This is a genomic window from Pseudomonas sp. Ma2-10, from assembly GCF_054330215.1.
Genome location: NZ_JBTEYL010000007.1, coordinates 83,799 through 98,150 on the forward strand (window position 1 = coordinate 83,799; position 14,352 = coordinate 98,150).

Annotated in this window: 13 protein-coding genes and 4 pseudogenes; 9 read left to right on the forward strand and 8 right to left on the reverse strand. The window is 57.7% G+C overall.

The features are described from left to right. Positions 1–49: 49 nt before the first annotated feature. Complete coding sequence (gene gloA / locus ACXPVS_RS11395; RefSeq protein ID WP_458510016.1) at positions 50–571, reverse strand: lactoylglutathione lyase; 522 nt, start codon at positions 569–571, stop codon at positions 50–52. A 145-nt stretch (positions 572–716) separates the two neighbouring features. Here gloA and ACXPVS_RS11400 point away from each other — a divergent pair, with 145 nt between their 5' ends. Next, a complete protein-coding gene (locus ACXPVS_RS11400) occupies positions 717–1,241 on the forward strand; it encodes a DUF4946 domain-containing protein (RefSeq protein ID WP_458510128.1) in 525 nt (174 codons plus the stop codon). A gap of 174 nt (positions 1,242–1,415) precedes the next feature. Here ACXPVS_RS11400 and ACXPVS_RS11405 read toward each other — a convergent pair whose 3' ends face one another. Continuing rightward, the gene (locus ACXPVS_RS11405) at positions 1,416–1,781 is read right to left on the reverse strand and encodes a histone-like nucleoid-structuring protein, MvaT/MvaU family (protein ID WP_458510017.1); all 366 of its coding nucleotides are present in this window, start codon (positions 1,779–1,781) and stop codon (positions 1,416–1,418) included. Positions 1,782–2,054: 273 nt separating this feature from the next. Further along, positions 2,055–2,201, reverse strand: a pseudogene (locus tag ACXPVS_RS11410) (CSS-motif domain-containing protein); the annotation flags it as partial. Positions 2,202–2,245: 44 nt separating this feature from the next. Here ACXPVS_RS11410 and ACXPVS_RS11415 point away from each other — a divergent pair. Beyond that, positions 2,246–2,551, forward strand: a pseudogene (locus tag ACXPVS_RS11415) (EamA family transporter); the annotation flags it as partial. A gap of 252 nt (positions 2,552–2,803) precedes the next feature. Beyond that, the gene (gene hppD / locus ACXPVS_RS11420) at positions 2,804–3,880 is read left to right on the forward strand and encodes a 4-hydroxyphenylpyruvate dioxygenase (protein WP_458510018.1); all 1,077 of its coding nucleotides are present in this window, start codon (positions 2,804–2,806) and stop codon (positions 3,878–3,880) included. A gap of 58 nt (positions 3,881–3,938) precedes the next feature. Here hppD and rarD read toward each other — a convergent pair whose 3' ends face one another. Both rarD and ACXPVS_RS11430 read right to left on the reverse strand, forming a co-directional pair. Continuing rightward, a complete protein-coding gene (gene rarD, locus ACXPVS_RS11425; protein ID WP_458510019.1) occupies positions 3,939–4,820 on the reverse strand; it encodes an EamA family transporter RarD in 882 nt (293 codons plus the stop codon). Positions 4,821–4,938: 118 nt separating this feature from the next. Continuing rightward, positions 4,939–5,952: an aldo/keto reductase gene (locus ACXPVS_RS11430; RefSeq protein ID WP_458510020.1), complete on the reverse strand. Its 1,014-nt coding sequence runs from the start codon at positions 5,950–5,952 to the stop codon at positions 4,939–4,941. A 289-nt stretch (positions 5,953–6,241) separates the two neighbouring features. Here ACXPVS_RS11430 and ACXPVS_RS11435 point away from each other — a divergent pair, with 289 nt between their 5' ends. From ACXPVS_RS11435 to ACXPVS_RS11445, 3 genes are all read left to right on the forward strand, one after another. Further along, positions 6,242–7,369, forward strand: a complete 1,128-nt coding sequence (locus ACXPVS_RS11435) for a sugar diacid recognition domain-containing protein (RefSeq protein WP_458510021.1) — start codon at positions 6,242–6,244, stop codon at positions 7,367–7,369. Between the two features lie 124 nt (positions 7,370–7,493). After that, a complete protein-coding gene (locus ACXPVS_RS11440; protein ID WP_458510022.1) occupies positions 7,494–8,642 on the forward strand; it encodes a glycerate kinase in 1,149 nt (382 codons plus the stop codon). A 152-nt stretch (positions 8,643–8,794) separates the two neighbouring features. Further along, positions 8,795–9,982: a pyridoxal phosphate-dependent aminotransferase gene (locus ACXPVS_RS11445; RefSeq protein ID WP_458510023.1), complete on the forward strand. Its 1,188-nt coding sequence runs from the start codon at positions 8,795–8,797 to the stop codon at positions 9,980–9,982. Between the two features lie 20 nt (positions 9,983–10,002). Here ACXPVS_RS11445 and ACXPVS_RS11450 read toward each other — a convergent pair. Next, positions 10,003–10,317: pseudogene (locus ACXPVS_RS11450) on the reverse strand (NAD(P)-dependent oxidoreductase); the annotation flags it as partial. A 58-nt stretch (positions 10,318–10,375) separates the two neighbouring features. On the opposite strand from ACXPVS_RS11450, the gene ACXPVS_RS11455 reads away from it, so the two are divergent. After that, the gene (locus ACXPVS_RS11455) at positions 10,376–10,684 is read left to right on the forward strand and encodes a hypothetical protein (RefSeq protein WP_458510024.1); all 309 of its coding nucleotides are present in this window, start codon (positions 10,376–10,378) and stop codon (positions 10,682–10,684) included. A 54-nt stretch (positions 10,685–10,738) separates the two neighbouring features. Beyond that, complete coding sequence (locus ACXPVS_RS11460) at positions 10,739–11,392, forward strand: DUF2931 family protein (protein WP_458510025.1); 654 nt, start codon at positions 10,739–10,741, stop codon at positions 11,390–11,392. Positions 11,393–11,749: 357 nt separating this feature from the next. On the opposite strand, the pseudogene ACXPVS_RS11465 reads toward ACXPVS_RS11460, so the two are convergent. Beyond that, positions 11,750–12,289: pseudogene (locus ACXPVS_RS11465) on the reverse strand (MFS transporter); the annotation flags it as partial. 58 nt (positions 12,290–12,347) lie between these two features. On the opposite strand from ACXPVS_RS11465, the gene ACXPVS_RS11470 reads away from it, so the two are divergent. Further along, on the forward strand, positions 12,348–12,746 hold the full coding sequence (locus tag ACXPVS_RS11470) for a hypothetical protein (RefSeq protein WP_458510026.1): 399 nt from the start codon (positions 12,348–12,350) through the stop codon (positions 12,744–12,746). Between the two features lie 680 nt (positions 12,747–13,426). Here the strand turns inward: ACXPVS_RS11470 and ACXPVS_RS11475 are convergent. Further along, on the reverse strand, positions 13,427–14,206 hold the full coding sequence (locus ACXPVS_RS11475; RefSeq protein ID WP_458510027.1) for a substrate-binding domain-containing protein: 780 nt from the start codon (positions 14,204–14,206) through the stop codon (positions 13,427–13,429). Positions 14,207–14,352 lie beyond the last annotated feature (146 nt).

Sequence of the window (14,352 nt, forward strand, 5' to 3'; positions counted from 1 at the left end):
AAAACCCATGAGCGATCATGGGTTTTTTTGTGCCTGAAACGGGTCGTTTTTACAGCGGTGCAGGCTGGATGATCTCAACCCAGTACGCATCCGGGTCTTTGATAAAGGCCAGGCTCTTCATGCGGCCGTCATTCAGGCGTTTCTGGAAGTCGCAGCCCAGCGCTTCGAAGCGCTCGCACGCAGCGACGATGTCCGGCACCGAGATGCAGATGTGGCCAAAACCGCGCGGGTCGGTGTTGCCGTTGTGGTAAGCGAAATCCGCATCGTTCTCGGTGCCGTGGTTATGGGTCAGTTCGAGAATGCCGGGGATTGACTTCATCCATTCAGTGCGGGCAGCAGCGTCGGCCGGGATCTGGTTTTTATCGACCAGCGCCAGGAAGTAAAGGCTGAACTCGGCTTCCGGGAAGTCGCGCTTTTCCACCAGCGAGAAACCCAAAATACGCGTGTAGAAATCCAGGGATCTAGTGATGTCCTTGACCCGCAGCATGGTGTGGTTGAAGACGAATTTCTGGGTGGCGGTGTCAGGCTGGGCAGTCACGCCTGGGAAGGTGTTCAATTCGTGCAGGCTCATGGGCCCTCCGGAAGATAAGTGGGGCTAACGAATGGCGACAATGATACGCAAGGGCTCTGACATCACCAAACCCAATGCGTCGGCTATTGCCTGACAGGCGGGCGAGGCTCAGACTTTACGGTTCAATCCGTGAGTGTTCATTGCAATGATTCGTTTGTGTAAATCGATGATTATCCTGATCTGCGTGCTTTCAGGTGTTAACAGCGCTGATGCAGGCGAGCCAATCATGACCTGGCCCAACGGCTGGGAGGTCGAAGCAGTCCTGCAAGATGACGCCAGCGCCCAAGTGTCTCGCCAGCGTGCGGTGAAAAACGATCAGGACGGCACGCCGATGATGGTGATGGAGTTGACCATGACTCAGGTGGAAAGTGATCATCAGGTGAACCTGCAAGGCGTGTTGCTGGAGATGCGCAAGTCGGTGCAGAAGGACTTCTTTCAAGGCGGTTATCAAAGTGTCTGCAACAAGATTCACCCGGCGACCTTGAGCCGTTTATCGGCGCTGGAAACTACCTGCACGATCACGCAGAACGGAAGGCATGTGCTCTCTCAAACATTGGTTGCCGCCGTGGATGGCGATAAGGCCTATGTTCTTTCCTACGCGGGGCAGGCTGAGGTTTATAAGGCAAGTCAGGATGAAATAGAGGCTGCCCGTAATAGCTTGAAACTTTAGTTAAAGATTTCAATGGCTGCCGGTTTCAGCGCATTCGGAAATTTTTAGATACCAAAGGGATTAAGCATAAAGTTACTCGGCAAGTAGCGAGTTAATCGACGCCAATCGCTGCATTTAGAAGGCATCCATGAAAAAGCCCTGCATTGGCAGGGCTTTTTTTGTCACCGTGAGTGCTTAGCCACGCAGCCAGGAATCAACGGTAGCTGCACCGTATTGTTCCTTCCACGTTTTCAGGCCGCGGTGGTTGCCACCCTTGGTTTCAATCAGTTCACCGGTGTGCGGGTTATGATAAACCTTGACCACGCGAGCGCGGCGGGTTTTAGGCGCTGTTGCCTGTTGCAGGCCGGACTTTGCCGGGTTCGGATCGAGAATGGCGATGATGTCGCGCAGGCTCTTGCCGTAGGTTTTCATCAGCCCCTGGAGCTTTTCTTCGAATTCGATTTCTTTCTTGAGCCCGGCATCATTCTTCAGGGTTTCCAGCTGCTTGAGCTGCTCTTGAAGGGCTTTTTCAGCTGCGCGAAATTCAGCGAGTCTGGACAATATCTTTACTCCAATAGTGTGTTTGGCTGATACCAACCGCAAACAAAGCTATAAGCCAAGCGCCTTGAAGCGACTCGGTGATAATGGCTCACCTGCCAATCTAGCGCAGGCATGAAAAATTGTAGTAGTTAATTGACCAAGAGTAAATCATGTCTTTTTCTTCATGTAACAACAGTCATTTTTTGATTCAAATGGGGGCACGACCTCCTTGCCTCGTCGTTTAGCGTCGTTAGTTAATGGTGACTTAATGCGTTCATGAAATCTGCGCCGGGCATTGGCCGACCGAACAGATAACCTTGCAAGAAGTTCACGCCGTGGGGCGGTTTGACATCATTGCAGTTTTTGGCCAGCCAGCGGCAGCAGCTCCTGAGCTGCTTGGGCAGTGTTGTCGAGCATCAATTCGAATTGACTAACAACTTTCGGATGCCCCGGTTTGCCTGGCTGTGTGTTTGGCTGGGGCGCTTATTCGCGGTGAGTTAAGTGTTACTGCACTCGCTGGCCTCTGACCAAAGCAATGGATGAGCCTGATGTACCTGGGCGTATTGGGTTCGGCGCTGGCCTATATCGGCTATTACGACGGCATTCGCAAAATCGGCGCGGCGCGTTCAGGCGTGTTCGTCGCCCTGAACCCGCTGACTGTGGTGATCCTCGGTGCGCTGTTGTTAGGCGAGCAGTTGACCCTGGCGAAGTGCCTGGGAGGAGGGCTGATCCTCGCGGGGATTTTCCTGTGCAACAAAGCCCTTGCGCGGGCAGGGGAAAAGGGGATTTGATACAGAAGGCGGACAAACCTATTTACGCTGTGTAGAATCGGGTTACGCATATAAGAATAATCGTCTTCTGGCAGCAGAAGCCTCGCCCACAAGAGCCTTGGGTCGACAATGAAGAGTTTTGGGTTTCAATTGATCTACGGTGACTTCCTCGCCCGCAGCGTGCGGGGCATCTCCTGCGCGCCACCCGCCGGTCTCAGCATTGCTAGCAACTAACGATTCGTTAATTGACAAGAAAATGATGAGGCGCCAACCATGGCAGATTTATACGAAAACCCAATGGGCCTGATGGGCTTTGAATTCATCGAGCTCGCATCGCCGACCCCGAACACTCTCGAGCCGATCTTCGAGATCATGGGCTTCACCAAGGTCGCGACCCATCGCTCCAAAGACGTGCACCTGTATCGCCAGGGCCAGATCAACCTGATCCTCAACAACGAACCCCACAGCGTCGCTTCGTACTTCGCGGCCGAGCACGGTCCGTCGGTGTGCGGCATGGCATTCCGCGTCAAGAATGCCCAGCAGGCGTTTGCCCGGGCCCTGGAACTGGGTGCCCAGCCGATTCACATCGAAACCGGCCCGATGGAACTGAACCTGCCAGCGATCAAAGGCATCGGCGGCGCGCCGCTGTACCTGATCGACCGTTTTGGCGAAGGCAGCTCGATCTACGACATCGACTTCGTATTTATCGAAGGCGTTGACCGCAACCCGGTCGGGGCTGGCCTGAAAATCATCGACCACCTGACCCACAACGTGTATCGCGGTCGCATGGCCTACTGGGCCAACTTCTACGAGAAGCTGTTTAACTTCCGCGAGATCCGTTACTTCGACATCAAGGGCGAATACACCGGTCTGACCTCCAAGGCCATGACCGCGCCGGACGGCATGATCCGCATCCCGCTGAACGAAGAGTCGTCCAAAGGCGCCGGGCAGATCGAAGAGTTTCTGATGCAGTTCAACGGCGAGGGCATCCAGCACGTTGCCTTCCTCAGCGATGACCTGATCAAGACCTGGGATCACCTGAAAAGCATCGGCATGCGCTTTATGACTGCACCGCCGGAAACCTATTACGAGATGCTCGAAGGTCGTTTGCCGAACCACGGTGAGCCGGTTGATCAACTGCAGTCGCGCGGCATTCTGCTGGATGGTTCGTCCGACTCGGGCGGCAGGCGTCTGCTGTTGCAGATCTTCTCGGAAACCCTGATGGGCCCGGTGTTCTTCGAATTCATCCAGCGTAAAGGCGACGATGGTTTCGGCGAAGGTAACTTCAAGGCGTTGTTCGAATCCATCGAGCGCGACCAGGTTCGTCGTGGCGTGCTCTCCACCGACTAAACCGCTACCGCTGTAAAACTGTGGGAGCGAGCTTGCTCCCACATTGTTTTGCGCAGCCTTAAGGTCTGCGTTGCCGGACCAGATGTTTAAACCCTTCGAACACCAGCACCACCACCGCCAACCAAATAGGGATGTAGGTCAGCCACTCACCGGGCTTGATGCTTTCCCCCAGCAGCAACGCGACGCCGAGCAACAGCACCGGCTCGACATAACTCAACAACCCGAACAGGCTGAACGGCAGCAGTCGGCTGGCGATGATGTAAGCCACCAGCGCCGAAGCACTGATCACGCCCAGTACGGGGATCAGCAGCGATAGCCATGGGTATTGATCGAACACGGCGAAACCCTGATCACCGCCCTGAACGAACCAGAACGCCACGGGCAACATCAAGGCCATGTCCATCCACAAACCGCCGAGGTTGTCGGTCCCTAGTCGCTTGCGCAGGATGAAGTAGAGCGGATAACCGATGACGACCAGTAAGGTTGCCCAGGAAAAACCGCCGACTTGATACAGCTCGTTGAGCACGCCGAGGGAAGCAAAAAATACGGCAACCTTTTGCAGGTAAGACAGTCGCTCGCCATAGGCAAACCGCCCGGTCAGCACCATAGACAGCGGCAACAGGAAGTAGCCCAGGGACACGTCGAGGCTATAACCGTTGAGCGGCGCCCACATGAACAGCCAGAGTTGCAGGCCAAGCAGCGTCGCGGAAAGGATCAGGCCAGCGAGCAATTTCGGTTGGTCAGCCAGACGCCGAGAAAGGGCGGCCACACGTTTCCACTCATTGGAGACCACCATGAACACGGTCATGCATGGCAGGGTCAGCAGCATTCGCCAACCGAAGATTTCCACGCCGCTCAAAGGTGTGAGCAACGACGTGTAGTAATACATGACGGCAAACAGCACCGAGGCCGAAACCGATAGAACGATACCTTTAGACAAACTGTCCTCGCGAAGTTGAACGTGGAGCGGGCACAGAGGATACGTGGTTTTCGAACTGAATATTGATCAACTGAACCTGATCGTTCCCACGCAGGGTGGAAACGATCAAACGATCATCTCAAGCCAAATACGGTTTACGCCCCGAGACAAAATGGCTCACATCATTAAACCCCGGCGTCGACGCATGCCCCGGTGTCACCAGCGAATCAACAAATGCTTCATCCTCCGCCGTAATCTCCACTGCCTGCGCCTTAGTGTAGGCATCCCATTGTTCTTCGGTACGCGGTCCAACGATGGCCGAGGTCACGGCGCTGTTGTTCAGCACCCAGGCGATGGCGAACTCCACGATGCCCACGCCGCGGCCCTGGGTGTACTGCTGGATCTGCTGAGCAATGCGCAGGGACTCGACGCGCCATTCGGTTTCCAGAATGCGTTTATCTGCGCGGCCGGCTCGGCTGTTGGCGTCGGGCTTCACGTCCGGCGCGTATTTACCGCTGAGCACGCCGCGCGCCAGCGGACTGTAAGGCACCACGCCCAGGCCATAGTTTTGCGCTGCGGTGATCTGCTCGGTTTCCGCCTGACGGTTGACGATGTTGTACAGCGGCTGACTGATCACCGGTCGGTCAACGCCCAATTGGTCGGCCACACGAATCACCTCGGCAATGCGCCAGCCGCGGTAGTTCGACAAACCCCAATAGCGAATCTTGCCCTGGCGGATCAAATCGCCGATGGCCGACACCGTGACTTCCAGCGGTGTGTTGTGGTCTTCGCGGTGCAGGTAATAGATGTCGAGATAATCGGTGCTCAGGCGCGTCAGGCTTGCGTCGATGCCATTGAACAGGTGCTTGCGGTTCAGGCCGCTGCGGTTCGGAACGCCGTCCACGGGACCGAAACCGACCTTGGTCGCCAGCACCCATTCGTGGCGGTTGCCGGCAATCGCCTCGCCGACGATCTCTTCGGAGCGGCCGTTGGTGTAAACGTCCGCGGTGTCGATGAAATTGATGCCCTGGTCCCAGGCCTTGTCGATGATCCGCAGGGAATCTTCGGTGCTGGTCTGTTCGCCGAACATCATGGTGCCCAGGGTCAGGGTCGACACTTGTAAACCCGAATGACCCAGCGTGCGGTAGCTCATGACGAAATCCTTTTTCCGGTAAGAAAGGCTCAATCAGATACCAGAATGGTGGCGCGGGGCAAACGGAAATATCGAACACCCCGAGACGATGGCCCGGCTAGCCGCGAGGCTCTGTGCCATGGCGGGCGCTCTCTTTATTATGATTTTTTGCGATGCAAGGGTAACGTTGACCGCCCGGTGAGTTTCGGCCACTGCTTGGGTCATGGTCTTTGTGCCTGAGCACGGGGTTTGCAACCAAGGCCTGTGCGGGTGAACAATCCGCTCCATCACGCTTTCAAGGATCCCCGCTATGTTCGAACTCGATCACGACCTGGCCCAGGACATCGTCGACCGGGCGATGGCTATCCTGCCGTACAACGTCAATGTCATGGACAGCCAGGGCCTGATTCTTGGCAGCGGCGAACCGGAGCGGGTCAACACCCGGCATGAAGGCGCGCAACTGGTGCTGGCCAACGGTCGGGTAGTGGAGATCGACGCCCAAACGGCGCTTCATTTGAAAGGCGTACAGCCGGGCATCAACCTGCCGCTGTTGCTCGATCAGCGTTTGATTGGCGTGCTGGGCATCACCGGTGAGCCTGCGCAATTGCGCACCTACGCCGAACTGGTGCGGATGACCGCCGAGATGCTGGTCGGCCAGCGCAATCAGCAGACCGAACAGCAATGGCGGCGCCAGCGTTGCGACGATCTGCTGGCGTTGCTGCTCAGCGAAGCCGGGGATTCGCAGCGGTTGATCGACGAAGCGCAACAACTGGGGCTAAAGCCGCAGCTGTCGCGGGTGCCGTATTTGTTCGAGTTAGGGATGGAACACGGTCCGGGGCAAACCGTCGAAGCGCTCAGCGCCTGGCTGACTTCGCGTTACCCGGACAGTTGGTGCGTGAGTTCGGCCAAGCCATCGTTACTCTGGTGCCGACCGGCGGCGCAGGCGATCGAGAATGAGCGACTGCTGGAAAAACTCGACGGCCTCGGCTGGAACATTCTGCGCATCGCCGTGGGCGGGCAGGCCGATGGGCTGTCGGGATTGCGTTGCTGCTATCGACGTGTTGGCGACTTGCTGGCGTATGGACGTGATGTGTTGCCGCGTTCGAGGTTGCTGACGCTCAATCGGTATCGGCTACCGGTGATGCTCTGGCGTCACCGCAATGACGACGCGCTGGACGAATTGCTCAAACCGCTGCGAAAAGTCATCGCCAAGGACGGCAATGGTCAACTGCTGGCGACCCTGCGCAGCTGGTGCGATCACGATGGTCAGAGCCAGGCGTGTGCTGATGCGCTGGGCATTCACCGCAATAGCCTGCGTTATCGGATGGAACGGATTGCCGAGCTCAGTGGTGTTGATCCGCTAAGTCTGGACGGGATGCTGGCTCTTTATCTCGGCGTCCAACTCCTCCCGCAAACTGACGCGCCCACAACGCTGTAGCTAGATCTGAAAACACGGACTTTGTGGAAATGAACAATAAACACCACACCGACTTGTGCAGCGGACCGGCGTTATTGTTCTTGCCTGCTGGCAGCATGGAGCGCATTGGAACAGGAGAATTCGCATGAAAATAGTCATCGCCCCCGATTCGTTCAAGGACAGCCTGAGTGCCCAGGGTGTGGCTGATGCCATTGCTCTGGGATGGACGCAGGTTTGGCCGGATGCGATCCTGGTCAAATGCCCGATGGCGGACGGCGGGGAGGGGACCGTTGAGTCGATTCTGGCAGCGTCTGAGGGCGAACTGCGCCGGACCCCTGTTCGTGGGCCGCTCGGGGCAACGGTTGTGGCCGCTTGGGGCTGGCTGCCCCAGAGCCACACCGCGATCATCGAAATGGCCGAGGCCAGTGGCCTGCAACAGGTTCCGCCGGGCAAGCGTGATGCCTGCATCAGCAGTACATTTGGCACTGGCGAGTTAATCCGCGCGGCGCTCGATGCCGGGGCGCGGCGGGTCATTCTTGCGATCGGCGGCAGCGCCACCAACGACGGCGGGGCGGGTGCAATGCAAGCCTTGGGCGTCAAACTGCTGGACGCTCAGGGCCAGATACTGGCACCGGGCGGTTTGGCCCTCGCGCAACTAGCGCGCATCGATATGAGTGAAATTGATCCGCGTCTGGCCGAGGTGCAATTTGATATCGCCGCCGACGTCAATAATCCACTGTGCGGCCCTCATGGTGCTTCAGCGATTTTCGGTCCGCAAAAAGGGGCATCACCCGAGCAAGTCCAACAACTGGATCGTGCGCTCGGGCACTTTGCCGAACGGTGCGCTCAGGTCCTGAACAAAGATGTACGTGACGAACCGGGTAGCGGTGCGGCAGGCGGCCTGGGGTTTGCTGCCAAGGCGTTTCTGGGCGCGCAGTTCAAGGCCGGGGTCGACGTGGTCGCCGAACTGGTCGGCCTGGACGATGCGGTCAAGGGTGCCGATCTGGTGATCACCGGTGAAGGTCGTTTCGATGCTCAGACCCTACGTGGCAAGACGCCGTTTGGTGTGGCGCGTATTGCTCGCCAGCACGGCGTGCCGGTGATCGTCCTCGCCGGAACACTGGGCGAGGGTTATCAGGCGCTGTACGAACATGGCATCGATGCCGCGTTTGCCTTGGCCAGTGGACCGATGACGCTGGAGCAGGCGTGTGCCGAGGCACCGCGGTTGTTGCGGGAGCGGGCGAGTGATGTTGCGCGGGTTTGGCGAGTGGCCGCTCGTACGAATCACCTGTAGATACTGGCCTCCCAGTCTGCCGCTGGCGCCAATCAGACCAGCGCCGCCACTCACGAACTGTCTTGCCTGGCCGTGGATTTAAATGCCATGGTGGCGCGTTTCGTGATTTGAGATAGGGTTGAGGTTTGGAACCCGCGCGACTGGAGAAGTACATGCGCTATTCAGCCTTGACCAAACGAATTGCCGGTGACGGCGCAGCGGCCTGGCAGATTCATGACCGAGCACTGGAATTACTCGAGCAGGGCGTTGATGTGCTGCTGCTATCGATCGGTGATCCCGACTTCGATACCCCCAAGCCCATCGTTCAAGCGTGCATCGATAGCTTGTTGGCCGGTGACACCCACTACCCGCCAGTACGGGGCAGTCGGGGGTTGCGCGATAGCATTGCCAACCGCCATCGACGTCGCAGTGGTCAAGCGGTGGATGCCGATCATGTGATCGTGCTGCCGGGCGCGCAATGTGCGGTGTATTCAGTCGTGCAATGCCTGCTCGATCCGGGCGATGAAGTGATCGTCGCCGAGCCGATGTACGTGACCTATGAAGGCGTGTTCGGTGCCTGCGCAGCCAAAGTGGTGCCGGTGGCGGTGCGCCCCGAGAACGGCTTTCGGGTCGATCCGGCGGATGTCGCAGCGCTGATCACGCCGAAAACCCGCGCCATCGTGCTCAACAGTCCGAACAATCCATCCGGCGCCAGTTTGCCGCTGATGGTCTGGCAAGAATTGGCATCGCTGTGTGTTCGTCACGACTTGTGGCTGATCAGCGACGAGGTCTACAGCGATCTGTTGTACGAAGGCGAACACATCAGTCCGGCGAGCCTGCCGGGCATGGCCGAGCGCACCGCGACCATCAATAGCCTGTCAAAATCCCACGCCATGAGCGGTTGGCGCGTGGGCTGGGTGATCGGGCCAAAACCCCTGGCCGAACACTTGGTGCACCTGTCGTTATGCATGCTGTTTGGTATTCCGGATTTCATTCAGAACGCCGCGCAATTGGCACTGGATGAGAATCTGCCGGAAGTGGCGCAGATGCGCGAGGAGTATCGCCAGCGTCGCGACCTGGTGTGCGAGAGCCTGAGTGATTGCCCCGGCATCCGGCCGATCCGGCCCGATGGCGGGATGTTCGTGATGATCGATGTACGCCAGACCGGGTTGTGTGCCCAGCGTTTTGCCGAGCGGCTGCTGGAAGGTTATGGCGTGTCAGTGCTGGCGGGTGAAGCGTTCGGCCCGAGTGCGGCGGGGCATATTCGGCTGGGGTTGGTGGTGAATCAGTTGAAGCTGGCGGATGCGTGCCAGCGGATTGCGTTGTGTGCGGCGGACCTTCTGGAGTCGCGTCGGGCCTGATTCGGTAGGCTGATCGTTCCCGCGCACGTGGCCATCGCCTCCCGCGTCTCATGCGTCGCCGAGCCAATGTGCGGCATCGCCACCACGTTGTTCAACTGCAACAGCGGCGAGTCAGCGTTCAACGGCTCGCGCTCGAACACATCCAGCCCCGCAGCGCGAATCTGCCCCTCACGCAAGGCCAGGATCAGCGCCGCCTCGTCCACCACCTTGCCCGGTGAAATGTTGATGAAAATGGTTCCTGGGCGCATCAGGGCGAATTGTTTAGCGCCGATCAGCCCTTCGGTTTCAGCGGTCAGCGGCAATGTCAGGCAAACGAAATCGGCCTGCTGCCACAGCTGGACGTGGGAAGTGCCATATCGCGCCACAGACAAGGACAACCGCAACCGAGCCAATATGAAATACGTTTATGCTGCTGTCAGCAGCCAGCGCGAAGGCCGCCGCGATTTGTCTTTGGTTTACTATCGAATCATGCGCGAACTTGCCGCCGCAAATGGCGTACCATTTGGCGAAATTGACGAAGGCGAACCCCGTCTTGCGCTACCCGCGGAACTCATCTCGATCTCGGAAAAATTGATGGCCTACGCGCAGGGCATAAGCAAAACGTCTGGGCTGAGCTCTCAAGAGGAGAGTTGCTATTCCAGCGGAATGTTCATATCTCCGATAACTGGAACGCCGCTAAAAATCGAAATAATAGCGATCTGAATATCGTCTTCATTAATCGACCAGACGAAAACTCTGTGCGCACGGTGCATCCGAATGAGTAATTTTATACGCGTCGCTCTTGTCGTTTTTCTGCTCTGTGGCTGCACATTTGCTAGCAGCAGCTCAATGCCTTACAAAGCATGGACTCTGGGGTTCTCGGCTCCTGACTACATGGAGGTCTGGATCGAAACAGCCGATGTCGTCGACATTCAGGACCATGTGTTTCCACGTGCGGCGAGTGGCATCGCGTCAATGCAAGCGCCTCCCAACAACGCCGGCAATCCACGTGGTTGGCCGAAAAGAGGGCCTGCTGGAGGCGGAAAACGTGTGACAGGGGCGGACTTGCCCCAACAGATCTATGTCCGCTGGCAGTCGCTGGCCGAACCGCAAACCTACCTGATGGTGATTAAAATCCCCGAGGCGACTCGGGAGATCATGCGCAAGGGCGAAAAAGTTTTCTGTGCATTTGATGGGAAATGGATCACTGGTTATCGTGATTCAATCGGCATAAGACTGGTCCCCGGAGGAATCGCCAGAGTCTGGGTAGGCGGTCCTTGCATGACACCGATCGAGGTGACGACGGTAAAAGCCGTGATTGATCCACGCGGCCCGTATGAAGGTAAGTCTGGCGGTGAGTACGACTCACTCTCTGATGTGTCCAAAGCCTATGTCGAGAAGTTTGGTGTGCCGTACGACTCTTGGAAGTAGGTCAGTGCTGGCCCTTTAAGTATCCTGGATGCGAAGGGCTAGCACGTCACACATCTTCCCTTTGAACACGGGCCTCAGTAGGTATCGAACAGTTCGGAAGTGGGGCTGACGAAGCTATGCCAGACTCTCGGCGTCGAGGCTGTCGATCAGCGTCACCTCGGTGCGCTCATGCAGGCGAGCAACAATGCCCGAGTTTACCGCGCGAGTGGACGACCGCTTAATCACGTGAACTGCGCAAAATAAATGGAAAATAGTTAGAAGCATTAAGCTATTGAATTATATGGAAAAAAAGCTAACTGTTATCTAGGGTCCAGAACTGTTGGAAGCAATCAAAAGCGGTGGCCAGACAAAGCGTTAGCGCTTCTGCAATTTGTCTGAGCCCCAGGACACCAGCAACATGCCGATCACCGCTGCCAGATACGGCAGCGCGGAGAGCCAACCGGCCTCGATCAAGTGCATTTGCGCCCCGGCCTTGAGGATCGACGGCAGCCAAAGCACAAAACCGTAGACACCAATGCTCCGGCAGAAAAACTGCAAGGCGAGGATGATCACTTTCGGCGAGCGGAAGGCTTCGGCGTAGTTCTTCACCGCTTTGATGCCAACCTGCTCGGCAGCCAGAGCGCTTTGCAGGTCCTGCTTCTTTTGATCGGTCAGCCACTTGGCTTGAGCCGGACGATCATCGGCCAGACGCCACCAGATAAACGCCCAAAGCACCGCCGGCAACCCTTCGATGATGAACATTCAGCGCCAGCTGAACTGCTGCACCAGATAGCCCCATACCACCGACATCCAAAGCATGGTCACGGGGTTGCCGAGGATCAGGAACGTATTGGCCCGCGAGCGTTCGGCACGGGTGAACCCGTGACACAGGTACACCAGCGTCGCCGGCATCACCGCGCCAGCGCATTTCCAACACATCGAACAACGCCATAAAGCATTGTTTGCCGACCGAGGCGTGTATCTCAAACGTTCAGTCAGCGGCACCTGGTTTGCCGATTACTATGACCTGGACACTCGGCACTGGTTAACCGAACTGGCCACTGGTTGCCTGACCGCCCAATGCATTCGTGCCCAGGGCGCCGAACAGTACGCCGACTACGTGCGGGCAGCCGATGGCGGCGCACTGACACAACTGTTTCGCGCCTGGACGCCCTCGCTCGATGCGGGCATTAACAACACCACTCGCTTGGGCGAGCTGATGGCCGCACTGGCCGCTGAGAATATCGCGGCTACCCATCAGGCACTTGCGCCACTGACTGCGCCGATTTTGGATGACCTCGCGAGCATGGCCCGAAACGCCCATAGCCCATGTCCAAGTGAGCATGGAACGAGTGTCCAAATGATCGTGGGCTGAGTGTCCAAGTGTCGTGGAATCCGCACGATTTCTGATTCGCTCAGCAGCGGCCCCAACCTTGACGCTGTTTGGTGGGGTGATTGGTGGATTGTCATTTAGCGCCGCCCTAAACGAATACAAGTCACTGCAACTACAACTGGAAAGCAGCCAGACGCATATCGATCCATGGTTGGAGATGCGCAAGACTGTCGTTGCGGGCCAGGTAACGGCCTATGGGGCTCAAGCGCTATTAGGCTTTGGTCAGACGGCGAGAGCCTTGGCGGGCTTAGTGGAAGTGGAGGCGGCGATCATGCGCTACTCGCTATGCATGGGCCCGCTCAACTGGGTCATTGCCGCACTGGGCGTGCTGTACCTGATCTCCTGGTTCTTTCAGCAAACCCCACTGCAAAACTTCCTCAACTTCTGCTGCTGGTCAAAAGCTCGAGCAGGCAATCTAGAGCCTATCGCGGCCAAGGCTCAACAAGACGAACTCAACCAACTGTACGGCATCCTGTATACCCCCCGCGTCAGAGCAGAAAGCAGCTCGGTGATGAGCCGTTCCAATGGCCCTTCCGGGCTGACCTCCGTAAGTGCCATCAATAGTCTGACCATTGACTTGCCTGGGGCCGAACCGGGCAGGGCCTACCTGGAACTGAGCCTGATCGGTGATCCGGTGGATACCCAAGGCTGCCGCGACTTGATCAAAAACAGCCCGACCAACAACTACCAACCGCCTCGCCCTTGGCGGGATATGGCACCTCATTGGCTGCCCGGCAGTACCTGTCGCTGGGCGCCCGCAACTTTATCGTCGACCCACGCACTATCAACTTCGCTGAAAAATCCAGGGTTCGAACTGGCCCGTCATCACCGCGCAAACGCTTGAGCAAACACTCGTGCGCACGGGCGCCAATTTCGGCCGTCGGCTGGGCGAGGGCGGTGATGCCGCTGCCTACCAGCGGATACCAATCCAGGTCATCGAAGGCAATCAGGCCGACGTTCTCGAACAGATTGCACTTCAATTCTCGCAATGAATGGGTGCTGGCCAACGCGGCGATGCCGTTGGCGCAGAACAGCGCTTTCGGGCCAGGGCCTGGCGTTTCGAGAAAGGTTTTCAGTTTAGCGGTCAGTTCACTGCCGGTTTCTAAGAGGGTGCCGCGCAGGGTCGGGCGTTGTTCAATCTGCGCCTCGAAGCTGCTGACCCTCTCAATCCGTGAACTGATGCCGTCATAGGGTTCTGTGACCAGCAGCACGTCGCGATGATGGCCGAGGGTGTTCACGATCAAGCCTTCGATGTTGTAGGCGCGCAGCAGGGTAGCCCAACTCGGCAATCGCCTGCGCGAGGCAGTGGCGTGGGAGAGCAGGGCACGGTCGTCGCCGATGAAGCGCGAGACGCTGGCCTTGGAGACCTTGGAGACCTTGGCGCGTTCGGCGACGTCGAGCATGGTCACGCGGCTGCGTTGGGCGGCAGAGAAATCGCTCACGGAATTAGTCTGCTTATGGTTTGAAACCGGTTTCAGAAGACGGCAGTTACTTTGGCTGCGTCAAGTCAAAATGTTTCCGACAACGGGCTAGACCCCCGGCGTATCCGACAGGCGGTAGGCAAACCTGTCAGATATGACAGTAGCCA

Coding starts and splice junctions, on each gene's coding strand:
- ACXPVS_RS11440 (WP_458510022.1), top strand. CDS start 7,494: ATGAAAATAGTCATCGCCCCCGATTCGTTCAAGGACAGCCTGAGTGCC.
- ACXPVS_RS11460 (WP_458510025.1), top strand. CDS start 10,739: ATGAGTAATTTTATACGCGTCGCTCTTGTCGTTTTTCTGCTCTGTGGC.
- ACXPVS_RS11430 (WP_458510020.1), bottom strand. CDS start 5,952: ATGAGCTACCGCACGCTGGGTCATTCGGGTTTACAAGTGTCGACCCTG.
- ACXPVS_RS11435 (WP_458510021.1), top strand. CDS start 6,242: ATGTTCGAACTCGATCACGACCTGGCCCAGGACATCGTCGACCGGGCG.
- gloA (WP_458510016.1), bottom strand. CDS start 571: ATGAGCCTGCACGAATTGAACACCTTCCCAGGCGTGACTGCCCAGCCT.
- ACXPVS_RS11445 (WP_458510023.1), top strand. CDS start 8,795: ATGCGCTATTCAGCCTTGACCAAACGAATTGCCGGTGACGGCGCAGCG.
- ACXPVS_RS11400 (WP_458510128.1), top strand. CDS start 717: ATGATTCGTTTGTGTAAATCGATGATTATCCTGATCTGCGTGCTTTCA.
- ACXPVS_RS11455 (WP_458510024.1), top strand. CDS start 10,376: ATGAAATACGTTTATGCTGCTGTCAGCAGCCAGCGCGAAGGCCGCCGC.
- hppD (WP_458510018.1), top strand. CDS start 2,804: ATGGCAGATTTATACGAAAACCCAATGGGCCTGATGGGCTTTGAATTC.